This window comes from Algibacter mikhailovii, from assembly GCF_014651495.1.
Lineage (GTDB): Bacteria > Bacteroidota > Bacteroidia > Flavobacteriales > Flavobacteriaceae > Algibacter_E > Algibacter_E mikhailovii.
Genome location: NZ_BMWZ01000009.1, coordinates 118,751 through 142,658, shown reverse-complemented (window position 1 = coordinate 142,658; position 23,908 = coordinate 118,751). Strand labels below are relative to the sequence as shown.

Below are 23,908 nucleotides of genomic sequence, written 5' to 3'. Positions count from 1 at the left end.
ATGGATGTTTTTACAGAGAGAATCAAGCCGATTTAGGAGGTAATAGCTCCTTTCGATTTTCTATATTCAGTAGGTGTTTGGTTGAACATGGCTTTGAAATGTTTTCGGAAATATTTTACATCATTCAAGCCTACATTTAAAATCACTTCCTGAACTGTTTGATCTGTGTTAACTAACAAACTTCCAGCCTTTTTTATGCGAATATCTCTCACGAATTCTACGATAGACTTATCTGTCAATTCTTTGATTTTTGTATATAGTTTGGTTCTACCCATTGCCATGGCATTGCATAAGAAGGTAATGTTAAGAGAGTCATTTTCAATGTTTTCTTCAATCAACTGAATGGTCTTTTGCAGGAATATATCATCATCTGTTAAATTGCCAATAGAATCAGGGCTAAAATGCAATTGTTTTGCGTAATGGTCGGCAACATATTTTCTGTTCTCCAGAATTGTAAAAACTTTTGCCAACAATAGTTCAATTTTAAAGGGCTTTCTTATGTAATCCTCAATACCTAGTTTAAGACCTTCTAATTCATTGGCTGTAGAGGTTACTGCTGTTAATAAAATGATGGGAATATGATGTAGTTCTTTATTAGTTTTTATGAGTCTACTAAATTCCATACCGTCCATTATTGGCATCATCACGTCACTTAAAATCACATCAGGCAGTTCTCTTTGGGCAATTTCAAAACCTTCTTTTCCATTTTCAGCAGTAAAAACTTTAAAATACTTTCTTACATGGTTGCTAATGTAGAGTTGGATTTCTTTATTGTCTTCGACGATAAGTATTTTCTTAGTGATAATGGTGTCTTTGTCAATCAAGTCTAAAATAGTTTGTTCAAAATCTTTTAGGGTTTCTACTGAATTTTGGGCGTCAACAGGTTGGATGAATTGATGTGAATTTTCATCTTGTATCTCATCACTTCCTAAGTATGCTTTTCCCATAGGGATTCGTAATGAAAAAATGCTTCCTTTGTTTGGTTTGCTAACAGCATCTATTTTAAAATGATGTAATTTACAAATACTCTTCACCAAAGCAAGACCAATACCAGTCCCCTTTGTTTTGAATGTGTTGTTCTTTTCTAATTGGTAATATTGATTGAAAATTTTATCCATCTTTTTCAAATGGATTCCTTTGCCTGAATCTACAATTGCAATTTTTAAATAATTTAATATGGGTTCTTCATTGTCATTGAAAACCGCATCTTTATTACCATCTCCTTTTAGTTCAATCTTTAGAGAAATAGAACCATTTGCTGGTGTAAACTTAAAAGCATTCGATAGTAAATTTATAAGTATGGTTTCTAACTTTTCTCTGTCTACATAAACCGTGATTTCTTTTGGAGATCTAATAAGTTGATAGTCTATGTTTTTAGAAGCTGCTTTTTCTTTAAAAAACAGAAAAATCTCTGAAGTAAATTCATTTATTTCTGTGGGCAAAGCGGTTAATACTTCATGCCCTAAATCCATTTTTCGAAAATCCAATAGGTTGTTTGCCATATTCAAAAGCCTATTGGTGTGTTTACGCATAGATTTTAAAACGTCTTTTTTGTTTTGAATGGTTTCACGATCTTCTATTAAATCTTCTAAAGGCCCCGTAATTAATGTCAAAGGTGTTCTTATCTCGTGAGATATTTTTGTGAAAAAATCTAATTTTTCCTGATTCAACAAATGCTTTTTTTCAGCCTCCATTAACTTGTCTACCATTTTTTGTCGATTGCTTGTATAGCGATGGTAAGAATAAAACAAAGCAGAAATAAAAATGAAATAAAACAAATATGCCAGATTGCTAAAATACCAGTAGGGTTCAATATAAATATTTAGTTTGGCTTCATCAGAACTCCATAATCCGTCCTTATTGGCGGCCTTGATCCTGAATGTATAGTTCCCTTTTGGTAAATTAGAAAATGTTGCTTTATGGTTGGGGTAAAAACTGGTTACCCATTCTTTTTGATAAGGCTCTAATTTGTATTTTACACTATTTTTTTTGGGGTTTATATAGTTTAATGGTTTGTAATTTATACTAAATTGATTTTCTTTCGCTTTTAACCGAATTTTTGTGGTATCTGTTATTTTTGAATGTAATAGAATTCTATCATTAATATTCTTTCCTATGGCCACTGGCGAATTAAATATTTCTACCCCTGTAATTTGAATATCTGTGGTTGTTATTGTTGATTTTATTTCTCCTGGATTAAAGAAATTTATTCCATTTACACCACCAAAGTACATGATACTATCATTTGCATCATAAAAAGAAGCGCCTATTTTAAATGAATTACTCTGGAGTCCATCTTCGACATCATAATTGCTGATTTTTTTTGAATTTGGATCATAGACAGAAATACCACGTCCACCAATCCAAATTCTGTTTTTAGAATCTATTTGTACAGAAGCAATATCATTATCTGCCAATCCTAATGCGGTTGTTACGCTTTCAACAGTATATAAATTATCATTTTGATACTCTAAGATATTCAAGCCTCCACCAATTGTTCCTATATATAATACATCATCATTTTTTGAAATGATAGTCCACGTATGATTTATACTGAGCCCATTAGGAGCCCCATCTGCAACTATATGAGAATAACGCATTTCATTAGAGTCTTTAAGATCTACTACGGTTAAACCAGAATCTCTACTTGAAATATACATACTTTTTCTACCATGATTAAAATACAGGTACGTAAGCTTATTACTGCCTAATGATTGCTTATTAAAAGGTTCATGAAAAATATGTTGAAAAGAATCTGTTTTTTTATTATAGATATTAATACCATCATTGAAATTTGCAATCCATATTTGCCCTAAATGATCTTCTGCAATGGATACTATATGGTTGCTACTTATTTGATTAGTAACATCAATTTCTTTCTTATAGTGCTTCACAAGTTTTTTACCCCTAAACCTGTACAAACCATCTGTTTTTGTCCCTACCCAGATATCATCCTCTGAATCCTGAAAAAGAAATCTGATATGCTTATTTCTAAGCCTTTTAATTTCAGTTATATACTCTTTGGTTTTTATGTTATAGATGGACAATCCATTTCTTGAGCCAATCCATAGTTCTTCTTTATCGATTTTATTTTTCAATATGGCCGAAATAAAACTCTGAATTAAGCTATTGTTGTTAGCAAGCGTAGAATTTGATTGAAGAATATGTCCAAAAGGTAACTTTCGTAAATTTTGATAAAAAAGACCATTGCCGGAAGTTGCTACCCAAAGCATATTATAGGTATCAATAAAAACATCATTAATATTAACTAAAGGAATGACTTCCTCAATTTCAAGTTGATTTTCTAAATTAAAAACACCTTTATACAGCCCTTTTTCTGTTCCTAAAAAATAAGTTTGGTCTGTTTTACAAATTGTTTTTACTGCATTGTTATTATTAAATCCAGCATGATTCTCTATTAATACTTTATCTAATTTCTTAGAATTGGGATTCCAAATAAAAAGACCTTTTTTACAGCTAACCATGGTTCTATTATCATCAAGATTATATGCTGCAATGAATTGACCTTTATTCAAGTTAGACCAATGTGTAACATGCTTTTTAGTGTTATCATATACATGAACTACACCTTTAATATCAAAGAAAAACTGTTTCCCATCTATCTCCAGCATTTTTTTTAATTCAGGCAATCGCAGAGAGGCTCCATCAAATGAAATATTCTTAAAATTAAATTTTGTTGATTGATTTTTATTTATAAAAGTCTGATTGGTAGAAAAGGTTATCAACCCTGTATTGCTATGGAAAAACCATATATTTTTATCTTGGTCTATTTCTAACATAAAGGTATTAGGAGCTAGTTTAGGAACATCAATTACTAAATGGAATGTTAATGTTAATAGATCATAGCAATACAACCCCTTGTCTTGAATCAAAATCCATATTCTATCCTTGGAAGGTATTAATTTATGAATCCTATTCCCAGGAATACTTTCTGCATTATTAGGGTCCCATTTGTGCTTTTCAATGGTATATCCATCATACTTATTTAAGCCACTGTTAGTTCCTATCCAAAGGAAATTGTTCGTGTCTTGTATAATATTTATGGCATCTCCATGAGAAAGACCTTCGTTCGTTGAAATCTGCTTAAAACCTTCTACTCGATTTAATTGTTGTCCTATCAAACAGGAGCAACAAAAAAAATAAAGGCATAAGGTTTTATAGAAGGTATTCATTTTAAGTTTTTATAGGATAAACAAATCTAATTTTTTTTACGACTCTTTTCAATTGAATGTTGCAAAAACAATCATTTAGATGAATACCCCCTTTTAAATGGATGAAATACCTCCTATGGTAACTGTTTATTTCGGTTAGTTTTGAATTGTCAATGTTAAACCCTTTTCATTGCTAGTAGTCTGCATTTTGCAGATGTAAAATAAAATCAATTAATTAGCTAGATTACCTACACACTATGAAAATAAATACTAAAACCTATCTCATAAGTTTTTTAAGTTTAATTGCTTTGTCCAGTTTTGTGATGACAAGTTTAGGTGTCAATAAAACTCAAAGAGAGGGTTCGTCAAACTTGGATAGACACCTTTATAAGCTGAACAAAGATTGGCATTTTCAATTGGGCGATAACATGGCTTATAGTAATGATAATTTTGATGATGCTTCTTGGAGAACATTAGAGCTGCCTCATGATTGGGGGGTAGAAGGAAAATATGACACTATATATGGAACAGATTGGCAGTCTGGTTACCTTCCCATTGGTATAGGATGGTATAGAAAAGAATTGACACTTATTGAAGACCCCAAAAAGCATACTATTGAATTACAATTTGACGGTGTTTATATGAACAGTTCGGTTTGGATAAATGGCTCATTTGTTGGTAACCAAAAATATGGCTACACTGGGTTTACTTATGATATCACTCCATTTTTAAGAAAAGGGCAAAATACCATAGCTGTAAAGGTGGACCATTCTAAGGCAAAATCTGGTAGATGGTACACTGGGTCTGGAATTTATAGAAATGTGTGGCTGAGGGTAATGCCAAAAGTCCATTTTAAAACTTTAGAGCAATACGTTAATGTCAAATTTATTAATGATAGCTTAGTCCAGCTTAATTCAAATGCTGAAATACTAAATAAAACGGATGATAAGCTCAAAGGTGTTTTGGTACAAAAAGTATTTGATGACAACTTAAAACTTATAACCAGTAAAGAGAAAGATATAAATATAACATCAAATACAAGTCATATTGATTCTCAAAAAATAGAACTGATTGAGCCACAATTATGGTCTGTAAAATCGCCTAACAGGCATATCATGGTTAATGAATTGTATGACAAAGAAGGTTTTTTAGTAGACTCTGATACTACTTACTTCGGTATAAGAAACATTGAGTTTAGCTCCAAATGGGGATTTAAATTAAATAACGAAAATATTAAAATAAAGGGGGTTTGTATGCACCATGCAGCTGGAATATATGGAGCAGCGGTTCCTAAAAGTATTCTTGAGTATAGGCTAAAACTCTTGAAAGACATGGGGTGTAATGCTATAAGAACAGCACATAACCCATTTTCTCCTGAGTTTTATACGCTTTGTGATTCTCTTGGTTTACTTGTTTTAGATGAAGTCTTTGATGGCTGGGAAAATGCTAAGGCAGAAGATGATTACGGTTTGTATTTTAAAGAAAACTGGCAAAAAGATGTGACTTCGTGGATTAAAACAAATAGAAATCACCCTAGTGTATTTATGTATAGTATTGGTAATGAAGTAAAGAAGCCATCATTAGAGACTCAAAAAACGCTTATAGACTTTATTAAAAATATTGATGACACCAGACCAATTACTCAAGGAGGCCATGACCCTACAAGAGGCATGGTTGACCATTTGGCCAATACACAACTTGACATAAAAGGATTTAATGGTGACGGTGAAGAAATAGGGAGGTTTGAGTCATACCATGAAAAACACCCAACAGTCCCAATTATTGGAACAGAAGTCCCTCATACTTATCAAACCAGAGGGGTGTATAGAACAATAACAAATTGGAGACGTAGAGATTTTCCCGCTAAATGGGAAATTAGAAAAGGTACGGCAGGTACTATGAAAGGATTAGAAGGGAAATTATATCCAATTCCAGACCTGTCTCAAAATGAAATTTTTCCAGAAGAAAAAACAGCATTCTACACCATAAAAGATAGTTTATATCCTATTGTGAATACTAACCTGTGGAAAGAAAATCTATATTACCAATCATCATATGATAATGCAACCGTGAGGTCAAGCGCGAGAAAGGCATGGCAAAAAGTTGAAGAATTGGATTATGTTATGGGGCAGTTTAGATGGACCGCATTTGATTATCTTGGAGAAACCAATCAATGGCCTTCAAGGTTTGCAAATTTTGGAGTTATTGATATCGCAAACTTGCCTAAAGATCATTATTATTTATACCAAAGTCTTTGGGATGAAAAACCAATGGTACACCTTCTGCCTCATTGGACACATCCCGGAAAAGAAGGCGTTAATATTCCTGTAGTTGTTTATACAAATACGGATGAAGTAGAATTATTCTTAAATAACAGATCTTTAGGAAAACAGGTCTATAAAGGAGAACAACTTGTTTGGAACGTTCCTTATGCTAACGGAACCTTAACAGCTAAAGGCTACAATAAAGGAAAAGAAGTTGCTAAAAAATCATATAGTACAGCAACAGGAGATTATCACTTAAAAGTTACAACAAGCAAAGATGTATTGTCTGCTAAGACACGCGAAAACACCCTTCTTATTATTGATATTGTTGACAGTAAGGGCAACATGTTTCCACTAGCAGATAATTATATGACCATTGAGGTAAAAGGAGCCGGGAAATTAAAAGGGTTAGACAACGGAAACCCTATAGATTTAACGCCATATAGTTCAGATTCAAAAAGAGCTTTTAGAGGTAAATTGGTGGCTTTTATAGAGGCTCAAAGTAGCGGTGTAATAAAAATAAAAATAAAAACTAAAGAGGGAAAAGAAAAAACTATAAATCTAACTAGCAAATAAGTAATAATAACTAAACTAAATTTTATTAAATTATGAAAATTAAATTAACCATTTATCTAGTTTTTTGTCTTGGTACTTTGGTCTCATGGTCACAGAGTACTATTTCAGGAACAGTTTCTGATGAAGCTGGCGATCCGTTGCCAGGAGTAAATATTACTGTAAAAGGTAAGAATACGGGAGCGTCTTCGGATTATGATGGAAACTATAACATTACCGCCAAGCAAGGGGAAGTTTTAGAATATTCTTTTTTGGGATTTGTGAGTCAATCTGTAACAATTGGTAACCAAACAACCATAAATATTTCACTAAAGGAAGATTTAGCAAAACTTGACGAAGTAGTTGTAATTGGATATGGAACTGCAAAAAAATCGGATTTAACAGGTTCTGTAAAGTCGATTACTTCAGATAAATTTGTTGAAGGAAACCAAAACAGTGTACAAGGTTTAATTAGAGGTAAGGTAGCGGGTGCAAGAGTAACCTCATCGAGTGGGGCAGAGCCAGGAGCTGCGGCTACTATTCAAATTAGAGGAGCGAACTCTATTTCAGGAAATAACAATCCACTTTATGTCGTAGATGGTGTTCCAGTTCCAGATTCTTTTAGTTTAGGTACAGATATGAACCCTAATGATATTGCAAGTATTGATATATTAAAAGATGCCTCGGCAACTGCCATTTACGGATCTAGAGCAGCCAACGGACTTGTGATGATTACCACAAAAAGAGCGAAGGAAGAAAAAACGAGAGTTACGTTTAGTGCAGCTTCCGGAATACAGGTGTTGGTAAAACCCATTGAATACGCTTCAGGAAGTGTTATGGCTACAATCGATAATCAAATACAAGAAGAACTTGGTAATGAACCTATTTATAGTGAAGAGCAAATTGCTGAGATTGGAGATGGTACAGACTGGATAGATGAAGGAACAAGAACAGGGATGTTTACCGATTATGCTGTAGGTCTTTATTCTCGTGGTGAAAGTTCTACTTTTAATGTGAACATGGGTTACTATAAAAATGAAGGTGTTATAAAAAATTCTGAGTTTAACAGACTGACGCTTTCTACAAATTATTCTAAAGACTTCAATGATAAATTTTTCATGGACGGATCGATACGAATTTCACATAGTATGACTAATACGTTTTCCTTTTCTGAGGGAAATGGCCGTGAAAATGTAATGAATAGATTGCTAAATACTTCGCCTTTGTTTCCTGCCTATAACGACGATGGTTCTTATGGCGTACCACTTGATAATGTGGCTACTTTTGACGAAAACCCACTACCAGCGATTCTTGAATCAACAAATGACTTAAGAAGAACGAGCGTATATTCGACTGTTGGATTAGGATATAAATTTAACAAGAATCTAGATGTTAAAGTTAATTCTGCATTTCTTCTACAAGATTCTTTTTCAGGCACATATCTTCCTAGAATTGTTCCTGCGGGTGGACTAGTTGGAGGCTATGCAGAAGTTAGTCATAAAGATGTAAGAGATGTTTTGTTAGAGGCTTTTTTAAATTATAATCTTGATATTAAAAAGAATAATACTAAGTTTTTATTGGGTGCATCGATGCAAAATAATTTTAACGATCAATATAGAACAATCGCAAAAGGATTTAATTCAGATGCTTATTTATACCATAATTTAGGTGCTGCAAATATAATTGACCCCCTAAATTCTAATTATGTGACAACTAAAAGACAATCTGCCTTTTTTAGAATGAACAATAATTATGACAGTAGGTATTTGCTAACAGCTACCGTTAGATTGGATGCATCGTCGCGGTTTGGAGCAAACAACAAAACGGGTGTGTTTCCTTCTGTTGCCTTTGGATGGAATGCTTCAAATGAAGATTTTTTAAAGGACTCTAATGTCATTTCTAGATTGAAAATAAGAGGAAGTTATGGATTGACAGGAAATGACAGAATCCCTGCTGGACGTTCGAATGCTTTATCTGAAACCACTTGGTCAACATATGCTTGGGGTGGAGAAAGTGGATCTGTCGGTTTTAGTCCATTAAATATACCAAACCCAGATCTAAAGTGGGAAACTACTAAACAATTCAATATTGGTTTTGAACTGGGACTCATAAAGAACAGAGTGAATATAGAATTTGATTATTATGATAAAACAACAGATGATTTACTTTTTGAAAGAGATATTAGCCGTTATCTGGGAAAAGAAACGTTCTTGCAAAATATTGGTTCTGTTAAAAATACTGGTCTTGAATTCAATATAGACGCTAGGGTAATTAGAACAAATAAATTTAGATGGAACTTAAATTACAACGTTGCCTATAATGAGAATGAAGTACTCGAATTGCCTGAGGGAGCAGAAAGTTTAGCTTTAGATGATAACATAGGGGTTGGAGGCTCCAATTATCCAGGATATCATAAGTTACAGGTGGGAAAACCAATTAGTTCCTTTTATGGATTTGAAGTGGATCGTATATTACAGGCTGGTGAAAGTAGTGCAATGCAACCTGACCTTATACCGGGAGAATACACGTTTAAAGATCAAAATGGCGATGGTAAAATTAATGATGAGGACAGAGTCTCTTTAGGAAGTGGCCTGCCAAAGGTAACCATGGGACTCACCAATACATTTCGATATAACAACTTTTCATTGGACATGACTTTTACCGGAGCCTTTGATTATGTGCTTTTTAATGTAAATAAAGCAAAGAACGAAAGTCGTTGGTGGAAATCGGCCGAAAATAGATGGACTCCTATTAATACAGATACAGATATTCCAAAGCAAAATGGTTGGGCAAATTCCTCTGTTTCAAACGACCGGTTTATTAATAAGGCCTCTTTCGTAAGGTTTCAAAATATTACACTAAGCTATAAACTGCCCAATAGCGTAATAGGTTTAAACAATTTTAGAATTTCTATTTCAGGAGAAAATTTACATGTGTTTACGGATTATGATGGATTTGACCCGGAACTATCTTCTAGAAATAATCCAACAAAAGCAGGTCTTGATTGGAATATATATCCACAAAACAGGGTGTTTAGTTTAAAAATTAATGCAGAATTTTAGATTATGAAAAAAATAATAATTTTATTAATAGGTATAGTAGTAGTCTCTTGTACTAAATCTTTAGAAGAAGATTTACTAACAAATCCGTCATTAAATGGTTTGAAGAGCGAAGACGATGTTAAAGCAGCTCTTACAGGAGCTTACGCTGGCCTTCTTGGAAGTTCAAATCCGGGATATTATGGTAGAAATTATTTGTATTTAAGAGAGGTCCCAACAGATAATCTTTTAGGTACAGGAGCTAGAAAAGACTTTGATAACTTTACACTTGGGACAAGTAACACAATTGTTGTCAACACCTATAATGATATTTATGCGATGATTTTGAAGGCGAATCTACTAATTGACAATGTTGATAAAGCAGAAATAGATAAGGACTTAATTAAATGGTATAAAGCGCAAGCTCAATTTTTGGTGGCACTTGGCTATTCTGATTTAACGAGCTTGTTTGGCCCCGTTGTATTAATTACATCTTCTGTAAATGATATTGAAGACAAACCATCTCGATCTTCTTTAGAAGATGTGGAACAACATATTTTAACACTTTTAGAAGAGGCGATTCCGAATTTAGAAAAAGAAGAATCTGAAGACTTGCCGGGAGCAGCAACCTTGGGAGCTGGTTATGCACTCAAAATGAAATTACATTTAAAAAGAAAAGAATGGGAGAAAGTCGACAAAACTGCTGATTTAATTATGCAATTGGGGCGTTATAGTTTGTTGCCAAATGTAGAAGATTTATATGCTATAGGGAATTCATTTAATGAAGAGATTATATTTTCTGTAAAAACAACTGGAGATCCTTTTGGTAAATCGTTAAATGCGTTGGCTGCTGGAAGTACGGACATTGCGCAACATCAATACGATGGTCAAAATGATTATTGGGGTTTTGGAACGTTTAGAGGCGAGCTTAAGGTATATTATTCGTATGACCCTTCTGATGAACGTTTTATTAAATTGTTTAGACATAGTTTTATAGATAGAAAAGGGAAGACAGTTGGGCCAAAAACATTGGATAATAAGAATAATCCAGAAGTAAATAAAAGTCTACCTTACATTTATAGTGAAAAATACCCTCACCCGTTGGCAGGAACTGAAACCGATTTAAGAACAGACATATATCATGGAAGCACTTTATTTGTTTTTCGTTACGCGGAAGTGTTATTGGCTAAGGCAGAAGCATTAAATGAGATAAATGGACCATCGGCAGAAGTATATAATTTAATAAATGAGGTTAGAAACAGAGCGAATCTTCCTAATTTGGAAACTACCGGTAGTTTCGACCAAGCCTCTCTAAGAGATGCCATTTTTCAAGAGCGTCAATGGGAATTTTTTATGGAAGGGTATAGAAGAGATGATTTGATTAGACAAGGAACATTCGTTGAGAAAATTAAAGATTCACATCTTAAAAGTTCTGATGTGATCAATGTACAAGAGTGTCATCAATTATTTCCGATACCTGAAATAGAAAGATCACTTAATACGAATATAACACAGAATGAATGTTACTAATTTAAATGCAAAATTGAATTATCAAATTGTAATTTAAATATTTTAACACGTTGATTTCTAAAGTATGATACCCGTTAATAGCCAAATTGAGATAAGTGGCGAATTTATTTCGTCACTTGTTTCATGACTTAAAACAGAATATTAACTGTTTATAGGTCTATTCAAAGAATAAAATTTAATATAATTAAAATGAAGCTAAAGTTTATTGGCGTAATAATTGTTGCTATAGGTTTCTTGTCTTGTAAGGAAGATGCAAAAAAACAATACGTAGAAACTATTCAAAACCATAAAAAGCCAAACATAATTTATATTCTTGCAGATGATTTGGGTTATGGCGATTTAAGTTGTTATGGGCAAACAAAGTTCAAGACACCTCATATTGATAAGCTGGCATCAAAAGGCATGTTGTTTACTCAGCATTATTCTGGTAGCACGGTTTGTGCCCCATCACGTTCATCTTTAATGACTGGCATGCATACCGGTCATACCATTATTAGAGGAAACAAAGTAAGAAAGAATAAAACAATGCTGCTTGAAGGTCAATATCCTATGCCAGACAGTACATTTACGATGGCCGAAATGCTTAAGAAAAAAGGCTATAAAACAGGTGTTTTTGGTAAATGGGGATTAGGATTTCCAGGATCTGAAGGCGATCCAATTAATCAAGGTTTTGACACCTTCTTCGGCTATAACTGTCAGCGTTTGGGGCATAATTATTACCCATATCATTTGTGGTCTAATAAAGATTCTATTACGTTAACGGGTAATGCGGGAAGAAAGAATGAAGTGTATGGGCCAGAGCTAATTCATGAAAAAACGTTGCAGTTTATTGAAGATAATAAGAAAGAACCTTTCTTCTTGTATGTGTCGTCTATTATTCCACATGCAGAATTGATGGCTCCAGAAAAAGCAATTAAAAAGTTTCGAGGGAATTTTATGCCGGAGAAAACCTTTGAAGGCGTAGATGATGGCCCTGAATATAGAAATGGTCCTTATGGCTCACAAAATGAATGTCATGCTACTTTTGCCGCCATGGTTTCTATACTTGATGAACAAGTTGGTGAGATTATGGATAAAGTTAAAACCTTAGGAATTGAAGAGCATACTATTATTATTTTTACTTCTGATAACGGACCCCATAAAGAAGGCGGTGCAGATCCTGTTTTTTTCAACAGCAATGGAGGGCTTAAAGGTTTTAAACGTGATTTATATGAAGGTGGTATTCGTGTGCCAATGATTGTAAGTTGGCCGAAAAAAATTAAGGCAAATACTAAAACAGATCATATATCTGCTTTTTGGGATATTTTTCCAACATTGGGAGCTGTTGTCAATGCCAAAACGCCAACTAATATTGATGGTATTTCATTTTTACCAACGCTTCTAAACAATACTGAGCAACAAAACCAGCATGAATATTTATACTGGGAATTTCATGAAAAAGGAGGCAGACAAGCAGTAAGAAAAGGAAATTGGAAAGCCGTAAAATACAATGTGCTTAAACAATCAGATTCCCCAATTGAACTCTACAATTTATCAAATGATATAAAAGAGGCAAATAATTTAGCCACTGAAAATCCAGAGGTTGTAAAAGAAATGGAGTCTATTATCAATACAGCAAGAACATCTTCAAGTATCTTTACATTTAAACAAGAAACCTATCTAAACAGTAATTAATCTAGGATGAAAAAAATCACTAAAATTTTATTCTTGATATCCTCATTTGTAATTGCGCAAGAAGGTTTTACACCATTAGATGTTCCAAATTGTCAAATTTTATTAATTGATGGAACGGAAATTCAAGAAGAGAATAGTGACGTTTTTCAATGGAATAATCAAGCACAGGATAAATTTCATGCCGTACAGTCCGATACTGATTTAAGACCCGTTTCTTCTTATGAAACATGGCCAGGATATGTAACGCTTGCCAATGAAGGGGAACGCGAATTCCTTTCCGTTCAAGACACACAAGATTTAGATTTAAGTGCCGGATTTACTGTCTTTTATGTAGGTAAAACTAAAAATATGACGGCCTTAACATCACTTGTGGGCAATCACGTTGGCAATACTGAAATTGGTTATACAGGATGGCGATTAGGTATTTCAAAAATATTTCAAATTAAAGCCGATTTTGGTCTTGGCACAGAAAAGCAAACCCTAAATGGCGGGATACACAACCCTGATAATCCAATTGCTTTGTCCCTTCAGTACTCAAATAAAAATGTAGAAATACAACAAGGCACTCTTGATAACGTGTTTTCCAGAAAACTCTCCGGTGATTATGTGTCTAGTGATAGACCCTTATTATTAAACGCCCAATACAAACCAACTAATTTATCTTGGATTCCTGTTACTTCAGATTATGAAATGGCTTGTGTGATTTTGTTTAATCGTGATTTAGACGCAAGTGAACATGATCAGGTTTGGCAGTGGCTTAAAAATAAATACCCTGATGCTTTTGATAAAGGGTTTGGTTTAGAAGAAGGGTTTAAAGGAGAAAAAAACATATCAAAAAATGCTTCATTAGAAATTTCTTTTAATAAAGAATTGAATTCAAATACAGAATTTCCAAAGGTCTATAAAAATGATCTGAATGAAAATCCCATTGATGGAGCTTGGGAGATCCTGAATGATGCATCAAAAATTAAATTTACACCTTCTAGTGCTTTTGAAAAGGGATCATTAATAGTTGTAGATTTATTAAACACCGTAACATCAAGTGAAGGAGATGCTTATGAAAACAAAAAAGAAAGGTATGTCAGTTATATTGTTGAGACGGAACAAATTTTTGATATTGAATCTTTTTTAATACCGAGTATAAAAACAACCGAACAATCGCCAGGGATACAACATACCATCCCCTTAGAAATTTCCATTCCCAAATCTTCGGATTCAGAAAAATCACTTTCTCCTACACCTGTTGTATTTTGGGTACATGGAGGTGCATGGTCAGGAGGAACTTTAACCGAATCTTTTCCTGCTCAAGGATCATTTTCTAGTTATTTAGTTAAAAATGTAGGTGTTGCAGTTATAGGAGTTGCCTATAGGTGTAAAGGGTCTTTAGGTAATTTTACAGAAGCTATGGAAGATATCGCGTCTGCTGTTCAATGGGCAAAAGATAACGCTGAAGAATATAATTTAGATGTTACCCAAATAGGATTTGCAGGAGGGTCTGCTGGAGGTCCATTATCTGCTTTGGCTGCACAAAGAACGGAGGAATGCTTACTATATGTTGGATTTAATGGGCTGTTTGACTTTGTTAATTTAGGAGATTCTAGTTTTGGAGTAGGAGATGGCTATGGCCAAACTACCCCGAGTGCGGAAGCCAATTCAGCAATATACAACATTAAAGAGGTGCCTCCTTATACCCTTCTTTTACATGGTGCTGATGATACCACTATAGATCCGAGTCAAAGTACGAGATTTGCAGAAGCTGTGATTGAAAAAGGTGGGACTGCTAAAGTGAATATTTATGAAGGAGAGGTACATTCCTTTTTTAGTTCTGGCCAAATGAATATCCCTTGTACTTGGGAGTTTAAAGAAGCTTGTATTAAGGCTTTTGGTAACTTAGGTGAAACTTTAACCTCGTCAAAAAAAAAAGAGAAGATTTAATAATATTAAACCCTGTTTATTCTGGTCAGGAATTAAAATTTGACACTATTTATAAGGAAATATCGTGCTATAGCATGTCTGGAGAATTAATAGATATTAAAAAAAATGTATTTGAAAAATATACAATACCAAATGGTTTAACAGCAGGTATGTATATTATGAGGATTAGATATAATAATGGGAAATCGCGTAGATATAAATTATTAGTCAAATAGTGTTAACAATAGTTATTTCGAATAAACTATTGCCTTAGTAAAAGTAAAATTTTAGGAAAGAAAAATATATAGAGTTACAATGAAAAAAAGAAATACTATAAGTAATACCACAAATGCTTTAGGGAAAATGAAGATATTCTCAATTTGTGTGGCATTAATATTTTGTTCTAATATAAGTGCCCAATCTATAGATAAAGGCGCCGAGCGTTCAAAACCCAATATTATTTTTATTCTAGCAGATGATTTAGGATATGGTGATGTTGGATTTAACGGACAAGATAAAATAAAAACTCCAGTGCTTGATAAAATGGCAACAGAGGGTATTGTATTTAATAGACATTATGCTGGTTCAGCTGTATGCGGGCCATCACGCGCAAGTTTAATGACGGGCATGCACACCGGTAATTCATCTGTAAGGGAAAATCCAAAATGGACAAAATCAGGACAACCTGTAGATCTTTCTTTAAATGATGTAACAGTAGCTGAAGAACTAAAACGCGCCGACTATAATACTGGTATAATTGGTAAATGGGGCTTATCAGAAAACCTTAATGAGGGTGCGCCAAATTTACAAGGATTTGATTATTTCTACGGATTTAATAAGCATAAAAGTGCGCATCATTATTATCCAGAAACCATTTGGGAAAATGATAAACTTATTACAATTGAAGGCAATGTGACTCAGGATAAGATTGGCACTTATTCCCAAGATTTATTTACTGATAAAGCCTTAGCGTTTTTAGATAACCAAACTTCGGAGAAACCTTTCTTTTTATATTTAGCATATACTATTCCGCATTTTGAACTTACTATTCCTGAGGACCAAAAAGCACAATACAGTAATTTAAATTGGCCATTAAGAAAAATGAAAATGGCGCATTACCGTCATGATGAAAATGGTCATGTTACTTATGCTTCCATGGTAAGTAGATTAGATAAAGATGTAGGTCGAATTTTGAATAAGCTAATAGAAATGGGAGTAGATGACAATACTTTAGTGGTGTTTACTAGTGATAATGGGCATGAGTATGACAATCTTAAGGATGAATTTTTTGATAGTAATGGTATTTATAGAGGAAAAAAACGCGATTTGTATGAAGGCGGGTTACGAATGCCTTTTGTAGCACGTTGGCCTAATAAAATAAAACCAGGAAGTGCTACAAATCACGTCTCAGCCTTTTGGGATTTTCTACCTACTGCTTGTGATATTGCAGGCGTGAAACCTACTGCAAAAATAAACGGAATGTCTTACTTGCCTGCCTTAACCAACGCTGAAAACATTCAGAAAAACCATGATTATTTGTATTGGGAGTTTAATGAAAAGCGGGGGCCGATGCAAGCGCTTTTAAAAGACGATTGGAAATTGGTACATTTTGTAAACAAACACTATGAACTGTATAATCTTAAAAATGACCCTTCAGAATTAAATGAAATTTCAAGTCAGCACCCAGATATTTTAAAGCAATTAAAGGCGGTTTTGCAGATAGCTAGAACAGAGCACCCAGAATTTCCATTGATTAAAAAAGAACTTAAAAAATAGACTGTGAAACGTATCCTTTATATATTGCTTTTAAGCACCATTTTGGGCTGTGCTCAGGAAAAGCCAAATGTTATTCTTATTGTTTCTGATGATCATGGCTATGCTGATTTTTCATATAAGAAGAATTTTGATTATATCAAGACACCCAATCTGGACCAAATGAAGCTAGAAGGGGCTAATTTTACCAATGCCTATGTTACCGCACCTATTTGCAGTCCATCGCGTTGTGGTATTATCACAGGGCAATACCAAGAACGTAGTGGTAACTATTTTTACGGCGGTCCAGGTTTAGATGAAAATACACCTACTATGGCGCAAGGCTTTAAATCAGCTGGGTATTCAACAGCCTATTTTGGAAAATTACATTACGGCAAAAATGATTCTCCAGAAGGTTTTGCACATCCCATAAATCATGGTTTTGATGAGAGCATTACAGCAGGAAAAGGTGGGCGTGTACATTATTTATATCACAATAAGGAGGCTATTGAAAAGCACAGTGCGACTGCCGCTCCATGGTTTAAAAATGGTAAGGAGTTTGAAAAAGATGGCTTCACAACTGAAATTATTTCTGCGTGGGCACAAGACTATATAGACGCACATAAAAACAAACCCTTTTTCTTGCAGGTATCCTTTAATGCTGTGCATAATTTTAATCACCAATTACCTGAAAAATACTTGAAAGAATGGAACTTACCTTATTACCCTGATTACGAAGAACTTCAAACTGATAAAAATTATAACCAATGGTATAACCGTTCTATTTTACCCAATATGCCTAACGGACGCATGTATTATGCAGCTCAATTATATTATTTGGATAGGGAAATTGGTAACATTCGTTCTAAACTAAAAGAACTAGGCATGAATGATAATACCATAGTGATTTATATAAGTGATAATGGCGGGAGCAATTGCAATGGTGGCGAAAATAAACCATTACGTAGTACAAAGTATTCACTCTACGAAGGTGGTATCCGTGTACCAATGATGATTAGTTGGGGTAATAAATATGAAAATATTGAAAACAATATGACCGTAAGTGCAATGGATTTGATGCCTACATTATTAACTGCTGCCCATGCGCCAAAAAATAGTTATGATCAATGTGATGGTATTAATATTTTACCCCATATCACTAATGCATCTAAAGTACAACGTGAACCAATAGTCTGGGATGTTGATTTTGCTTGGGCTGTTAGAAATGGAGACTGGAAACTTAAGGTGGTCACTGATAAGGATAGAGCGGATAAAATTGCAAAGAAGCAGCATACTGATTTAGGTAACGGGGTTGAGTTGTACAATTTAAAAGAAGATATTGGCGAGTCACATAATCTAGCGAAACAATATCCAGAAATTGTAGAAGAACTTACGATTATTCACAACGAGTGGAAGCAAGATGTAAGTGAATAGATTGATTTAAATAGAATAATAGCGTAATGCATAAAGTAGTTTTATTAATCTGTGTCTTATTGGTTTTTTCAAATTTGGGGTTTGGACAAAAAACACCAGATACACCAAATGTTGTATTCATACTCATTGACGATATGGGATGGAAAGATACAGGGTATATGGGTAGTAATTTCTACAGTACTCCTAATATTGATAAACTAGCAAGCGAAAGTATGGTGTTTACTAGAGGGTATGCAGGGGCAGCTAATTGTGCGCCAAGTAGAGCCGCATTAATGTCTGGTATGAGTGCCCCAAGAACAGGTGTTTACACGGTAGGGTCATCAGAAAGAGGAGAGGAAAGTACCCGTCAATTAATTCCAATTCAAAATACAGAGACCTTATCTGATGAAGTTTTTACAATGGCAGAAATGTTTCAACAAGCGGGGTATGTTACAGGTCATATCGGCAAATGGCATTTAGGGGAGTCGCCACTTACACAAGGGTTTGATGTGAATGTAGCAGGAGGTCATGCAGGTTCGCCAAAAACATATTTTGCACCTTTTAATCATTTAGGAATTGATGCCCCTGAAGGAACGTATCTCACTGAGTATTTAACAGAAAAAGCGAAACAATTTTTAACCCAAAATAGAGATAAGAAGTTTTTCTTGTATTTACCGTTTTATACTGTTCATACACCAATTCAGCCTCAACTGCATAGGGTAAAGAAATATAAAGATGCTACGCCTGATAAGAAACAAAATAATGTAAAGTACGCAGGAATGATAGATGCTATGGATGAAAATGTAGGTGAAATTTTAGATTTACTGAAGTCCTTGAATCTTGAAGAAAATACGCTAATAGTCTTTACATCAGACAATGGTGGGCATTTAGGTTTTACTTGGCAGAAGCCATTAAGAGGCGGGAAAGGCACTTACTATGAAGGAGGTATTCGAGTGCCTTTAACTGTCAAATGGAAAGGCAAAATAACACATCAATTTACTAATGAACCTGTGAGTTTCCTCGATTTTTATCCCACTTTTGCTGATATGCTAAACTACACGAGTACAACGCAAAAAATGGATGGCGAGAGTCTATTTTCTTTTTTAACAGAAGGGAAAAGTATGTCTAATCGAGAATTGGCTTTTCATTTCCCAATTTACTTGCAGCGCTATGGTAGAGGACATTTAGAGTCTAAAGATCCTTTGTTTAGAACACGTCCAGGGACTGTATTAATAAAGAAACAATGGAAACTTCATCGGTATTATGAAGATAATGCTGTAGAACTCTATAATCTTGATAACGATATTGAAGAACGCAAAAACTTAGCAAAAGAATTACCTGAAAAAGTAGAAGAACTCACACGAATGATGGATAACTGGATAGAACAAATGGATGCTCCTATTCCAACAATTCTGAATTCAAAATATGACGCTCGGGTAGAAATAAGCAAAATAGAAACGCTTATGAAAAATAATGAAAAGTAATATGAAGATCTTAATTTGTTTAAGTGGTCTAATGTTGACTTCTTTTTTCTTGCCTGCGCAATCAAAAGTAGTCGTTAAGCCTAATATCATCTGGCTAATGGCAGAGGACATCAGTTTGGATTTAGAGTGTTATGGCACCAAGGGGGTTCAAACCCCAAACCTCAACCGTTTAGCTGCAGAAGGGATGCTATACAATAATTGTTTTGTGACCAATCCTATTTGTTCTCCTAGCCGGTCTTCAATGATGATAGGGACACATCAACTAAAAATTAATGCTCACAATCATCGGAGTAATAGAAAAATAGCGCTACCAGAACCTTATAAACCCTTTACATATTGGCTTAGAGAAAGTGGTTACACTTGTATATTGGGACATCATGGCGTAATGGGTAATGGGCGCAAAATAGATTGTAATTTTAAAACTCAGCCTATCGGTCATTGGGATGGTAAAGAAAATTTTGGTTTGTTTGATAAAAAGGATGAATTTTTACCTGAAGACCAACCGTTTTTTGCTCAGATACAACTGGTTGCAACACATCGTGGAGACTGGTGGGATGAGGTGAGGGCAAAATCTAAAGACCCTGTCAATCCTGATGAGATAGAACTACCACCCTATTATGCAAATCATCCTACCATACGTTTGGATTGGGCCAAATATTTAGATCAGATGGAATTCATTGACAATGAAGTTGGGATGATTGTTGACGAACTGGAACAAAAGGGAATGGCCGATAATACAGTGATCATTTTTATAGGAGACAATGGGCGTTGTAATCTCAGAGGAAAGGGTTACCTCCATGATCCTGGTTTAAGAATTCCACTCATTGTTTATTATCCTAAACATTTTAAAGGCGGGCAAGTGATTGATGATGTAATAAGTGCCACAGACATTACAGCCACTATTTTAGATATAGCAGGTTGTGAAATACCTACTTATATGACTGGGACATCTTTTTACAACAAAAATTTTAATAGAAAGGAGGTGTATAGCACCCGTGATTTATGGGATGAAATCGAAGAAAAATCTCGTTCTATAAGTACGGAACGCTGGAAGTACATTCGCAATGACAAACCTGATATTCCTTGGGATGCAGAACAGGCGTATTTAGAATTTTATCGTCCCGCAGTACATGTGATGAGACAATTAAACCAACAGGGAAAATTAAGTAGTACTGAACAATTGTTTTTTAGAACATCAAAACCTGTGGAGGAGCTTTATGATCTGCAAAATGATCCCTTTGAAATGAATAATTTAGCCAATAACCCTAAATATGCAAAAACCTTAACTCAATTAAGAGAAAGGACTGCGCAATATGATAATGAAATGTCATCTATTAGTGATTCCTTTAAGCCCGTAAGTCCAATTTCCGTTGAGGTTTTAGACTTTGTCAAGCAGCAACACCCAGAAGCTTATAAAAGAATGTTAGAAGGAGAAGAAATTGGCTTTAAAACATATGTTAACCTTTATAAGAAATCAAGAAAAAAGGTGCCGTATAGATAAAGCCAATATTAGAAGAGCCTTTTAGTTTTATGAAAATGAGTTGTACTTTTTTAAGTTCAGTTTTCGATTTACAATTAAAAAAACATCACTTTTAATTTTTAAAATTTTATCCTAAATTGCGTAATGAAAATTTGTATAAAAAGTGAACATAAAACTGAACACGTTTTAGAACACGTTTCTACAAAAAAGCAGCTGGAAAGGCCAGTAAAATGGTTTAAAAAATGGCAGTCTTGGGGCTCATAACCCGAAGGTCACTGGTTCGAGTCCAGTTCCCGCTACAAAGCTTGAAGCTAATAAAACAAACGGATTGTGTACTCACAATCCGTTTTTTTATGTTATTAATTTTCTTACTTTTACAAGAAGCTTCTGTAAGTGCTTGTCGTGCTCTTGTAGGTACAATATTTCCTGATTTAGGAGGTTTTGGTAGGGCGGAAGTTACCGATTGTACATGTACAGGTTATTATCAATAAAAAAAATGCTCATAGGTTACTAAAACCCATTGCATGAAAACTACAATTCTGATAATTGAAATAGTTGTTACAACAGTTAAGATTTGTATGGTGAATTAAGGCTGAATTTTCAAATTGTTGAAATGGACAATAGATTGTTTGATTTCCTTTTTATTTTAATCTATGTAATGGTAATGCTAAAATTATGAAACATACGATAGTATTTTTTTTGATACTTTTCTCGATCTCTTGTGAATTTTCATGTCAAAATACCATAACAATTATTGTCTCAAATCCCAATGGCATATCGACAAACATTGGTACGGGAATAGATATTAAAACATTAAGAAGTCTTCGTGTAACGACTCTGAAAAGAAAGGACACGATAGATGTTAGCGTAAATAGTTTTCGGAAAATATATATCCGAAATGAATTTTCATTTGAAACAATTGTTGCGCAACGGGGGGATACCGTTATAACTAATATTTCAAAGGATGGTTTAGTTTTTAATTTTTTAAACAAAAAATTAAAAAAATATGACACCTTGAACTTATCAGATTTTCTTAATGTAAGATTGAAATATGAAGATAGTATAATAAAATCAATGGATCGGGATTTACTCGGAAATGAGGGGGCTTTTAGAAGAGGGCAATTAATCAGAAATAGGAAGTATGAGTTAGGAGATTACTTGAATTATTTATCATTAAAAGAAGAATTCAATAAAAAGATACTTGATTTGTTAGATCAAAAGTTTAAAAAGGGCTTATTGAGTAGAGCTAATTATGAATTTCATGCTTCGGAGATTAAATACAAATTATTTAACGATTTAATCAGTGTTTACCATCTAACTAATGAAAACTTATTTAAGGATGAAATTTTAATAAAGTTTTTTAAAGATGATATGGTTATTAATGATGATTTTATTGGATATGGCTACATAAATAGGTTTATTCAAGATATTGTTTTGGAGGGAATTAGTTTACAGAGTTTTCCTAAAATAAGATATAATTATAAAACTGCCTTTGATGTTTTACCTTCTTTTGTTTCGGGAAATTTGCTCAAGTACTCCCAGCTTTTATGCTTGGCAGAAATTTTGAAATACGAGGATATTAATGTTTTTAAAGCATACTCTCAGAAGTTTGTTTACTTATTTGGCAATGAAAATTTAGGAATTATTAGTGGCTCTAAAATAGAATATTTAAAGACATTTTCTAGAATAAAAGAATATTATAAAGAATTATATTTTAATGATGTACAAGGGAATCACTTGAGTTTTACTGAAATTTTAGAAAAAAATATGGGAAAACTAATTTATATTGATTTTTGGGCCAGCTGGTGCAGACCATGTAGGTCATTAATGCCAGAATCAAAAAACCTTCAAAATAAGTTTAAAAACAAAAATGTCTCTTTTGTTTATTTATCCATTGATAAAGATATGAATGAATGGGAAAAAGCTGCAAGTGATGAAGGTATCTGGAGAAATAAGAATAATTACCGCGCAATTAACTATCCTAATTCAAATTTTTATAAGGAATTAGCTATTTCAACTATACCTAGATTTATTCTTCTTGATGATGGGGGTGAGATTTTACTTCATAATGCACCTAGTCCTGATTCTGGATTAGCAGAATTGTTAATAGAAAAATATTTAAAAAGGATAAAGAAATAGAAAAAAAACAGAAAATTACTTGATTTAGGCCAGAGGGTATAATGAACAAGTATAGCTGTTTAGTGGGGTTTTAAGTTTAAAAATATTTTTATAATGACCTAAGGGTGTGATTTTTAGAGCTTTCATGGTAAATCTTTTGGTTTTTATGATAACATAATTAAGATGATTGGGTAATTAGAAAATTTAAAAATACTCTTTTGCGCAAAAGCAGACATAAAACCTGAGTTTCTTTAAAGGTTCAGGATAAATAAATTAATTAATTTTTTATGAAAAAATTAAGTTTAGAGAGTTTGAATTTAGATTCTTACGAAAAATTTAATCGTAACCAATTAAAAACTGTTTTTGGAGGTGTTAGTAACATGATGCTCTAGAACCTAGTGGAGGTGGAGGCGGTGGTGCTCAAGGTGGCAATGGTAGTGGTTTATGTTCTTGTAAGTCAGGTGGCACTATTGCTTATGAAACATATGTACTTGACTGTGATTATTGCAATATTGTT

The 23,908-nt window shown here is 33.7% G+C and carries 13 protein-coding genes; 12 read left to right on the top strand and 1 reads right to left on the bottom strand.

Features of this window, described 5'->3' with window-relative positions:
- Positions 1-32: 32 nt before the first annotated feature.
- Complete coding sequence (locus IE051_RS16730; RefSeq protein WP_189362556.1) at positions 33-4,193, bottom strand: hybrid sensor histidine kinase/response regulator transcription factor; 4,161 nt, start codon at positions 4,191-4,193, stop codon at positions 33-35.
- 236 nt (positions 4,194-4,429) lie between these two features.
- Between IE051_RS16730 and IE051_RS16725 the strand changes: the two genes are divergently transcribed.
- The 12 genes from IE051_RS16725 (at position 4,430) to IE051_RS16670 (ending at position 23,412) form a co-directional block, all read left to right on the top strand.
- Positions 4,430-7,012: a glycoside hydrolase family 2 TIM barrel-domain containing protein gene (locus tag IE051_RS16725; RefSeq protein WP_189362555.1), complete on the top strand. Its 2,583-nt coding sequence runs from the start codon at positions 4,430-4,432 to the stop codon at positions 7,010-7,012.
- Between the two features lie 32 nt (positions 7,013-7,044).
- Positions 7,045-10,050 carry a SusC/RagA family TonB-linked outer membrane protein gene (locus IE051_RS16720; protein WP_189362554.1) on the top strand — a complete coding sequence of 1,002 codons (3,006 nt, stop codon included), beginning with the start codon at positions 7,045-7,047 and terminating at the stop codon, positions 10,048-10,050.
- 3 nt (positions 10,051-10,053) lie between these two features.
- The gene (locus IE051_RS16715) at positions 10,054-11,556 is read left to right on the top strand and encodes a RagB/SusD family nutrient uptake outer membrane protein (protein ID WP_189362553.1); all 1,503 of its coding nucleotides are present in this window, start codon (positions 10,054-10,056) and stop codon (positions 11,554-11,556) included.
- A 189-nt stretch (positions 11,557-11,745) separates the two neighbouring features.
- Positions 11,746-13,230 carry an arylsulfatase gene (locus IE051_RS16710; protein ID WP_189362552.1) on the top strand — a complete coding sequence of 495 codons (1,485 nt, stop codon included), beginning with the start codon at positions 11,746-11,748 and terminating at the stop codon, positions 13,228-13,230.
- A gap of 6 nt (positions 13,231-13,236) precedes the next feature.
- On the top strand, positions 13,237-15,165 hold the full coding sequence (locus tag IE051_RS16705; protein ID WP_189362551.1) for an alpha/beta hydrolase: 1,929 nt from the start codon (positions 13,237-13,239) through the stop codon (positions 15,163-15,165).
- Entirely contained in the window at positions 15,165-15,380 is a 216-nt protein-coding gene (locus tag IE051_RS18770) for a T9SS type A sorting domain-containing protein (RefSeq protein WP_373294380.1), read from the top strand. Before IE051_RS16705 ends, IE051_RS18770 begins: the two co-directional genes overlap by 1 nt.
- A 79-nt stretch (positions 15,381-15,459) precedes the next feature.
- Positions 15,460-16,920, top strand: coding sequence for an arylsulfatase (locus IE051_RS16695; RefSeq protein WP_189362550.1), 1,461 nt, complete (start codon positions 15,460-15,462; stop codon positions 16,918-16,920).
- Positions 16,921-16,923: 3 nt separating this feature from the next.
- Entirely contained in the window at positions 16,924-18,330 is a 1,407-nt protein-coding gene (locus IE051_RS16690) for a sulfatase family protein (protein ID WP_189362549.1), read from the top strand.
- 26 nt (positions 18,331-18,356) lie between these two features.
- Entirely contained in the window at positions 18,357-19,793 is a 1,437-nt protein-coding gene (locus tag IE051_RS16685; RefSeq protein WP_189362548.1) for a sulfatase, read from the top strand.
- 1 nt (position 19,794) lies between these two features.
- On the top strand, positions 19,795-21,294 hold the full coding sequence (locus IE051_RS16680; protein ID WP_229796854.1) for a sulfatase family protein: 1,500 nt from the start codon (positions 19,795-19,797) through the stop codon (positions 21,292-21,294).
- A 332-nt stretch (positions 21,295-21,626) separates the two neighbouring features.
- Positions 21,627-21,764 (top strand): hypothetical protein, encoded by a 138-nt coding sequence (locus IE051_RS16675; RefSeq protein WP_189362547.1) that lies wholly within the window; start codon positions 21,627-21,629, stop codon positions 21,762-21,764.
- Positions 21,765-21,948: 184 nt separating this feature from the next.
- Positions 21,949-23,412: a TlpA family protein disulfide reductase gene (locus tag IE051_RS16670; RefSeq protein WP_189362546.1), complete on the top strand. Its 1,464-nt coding sequence runs from the start codon at positions 21,949-21,951 to the stop codon at positions 23,410-23,412.
- The last annotated feature ends 496 nt before the right edge of the window (positions 23,413-23,908 follow it).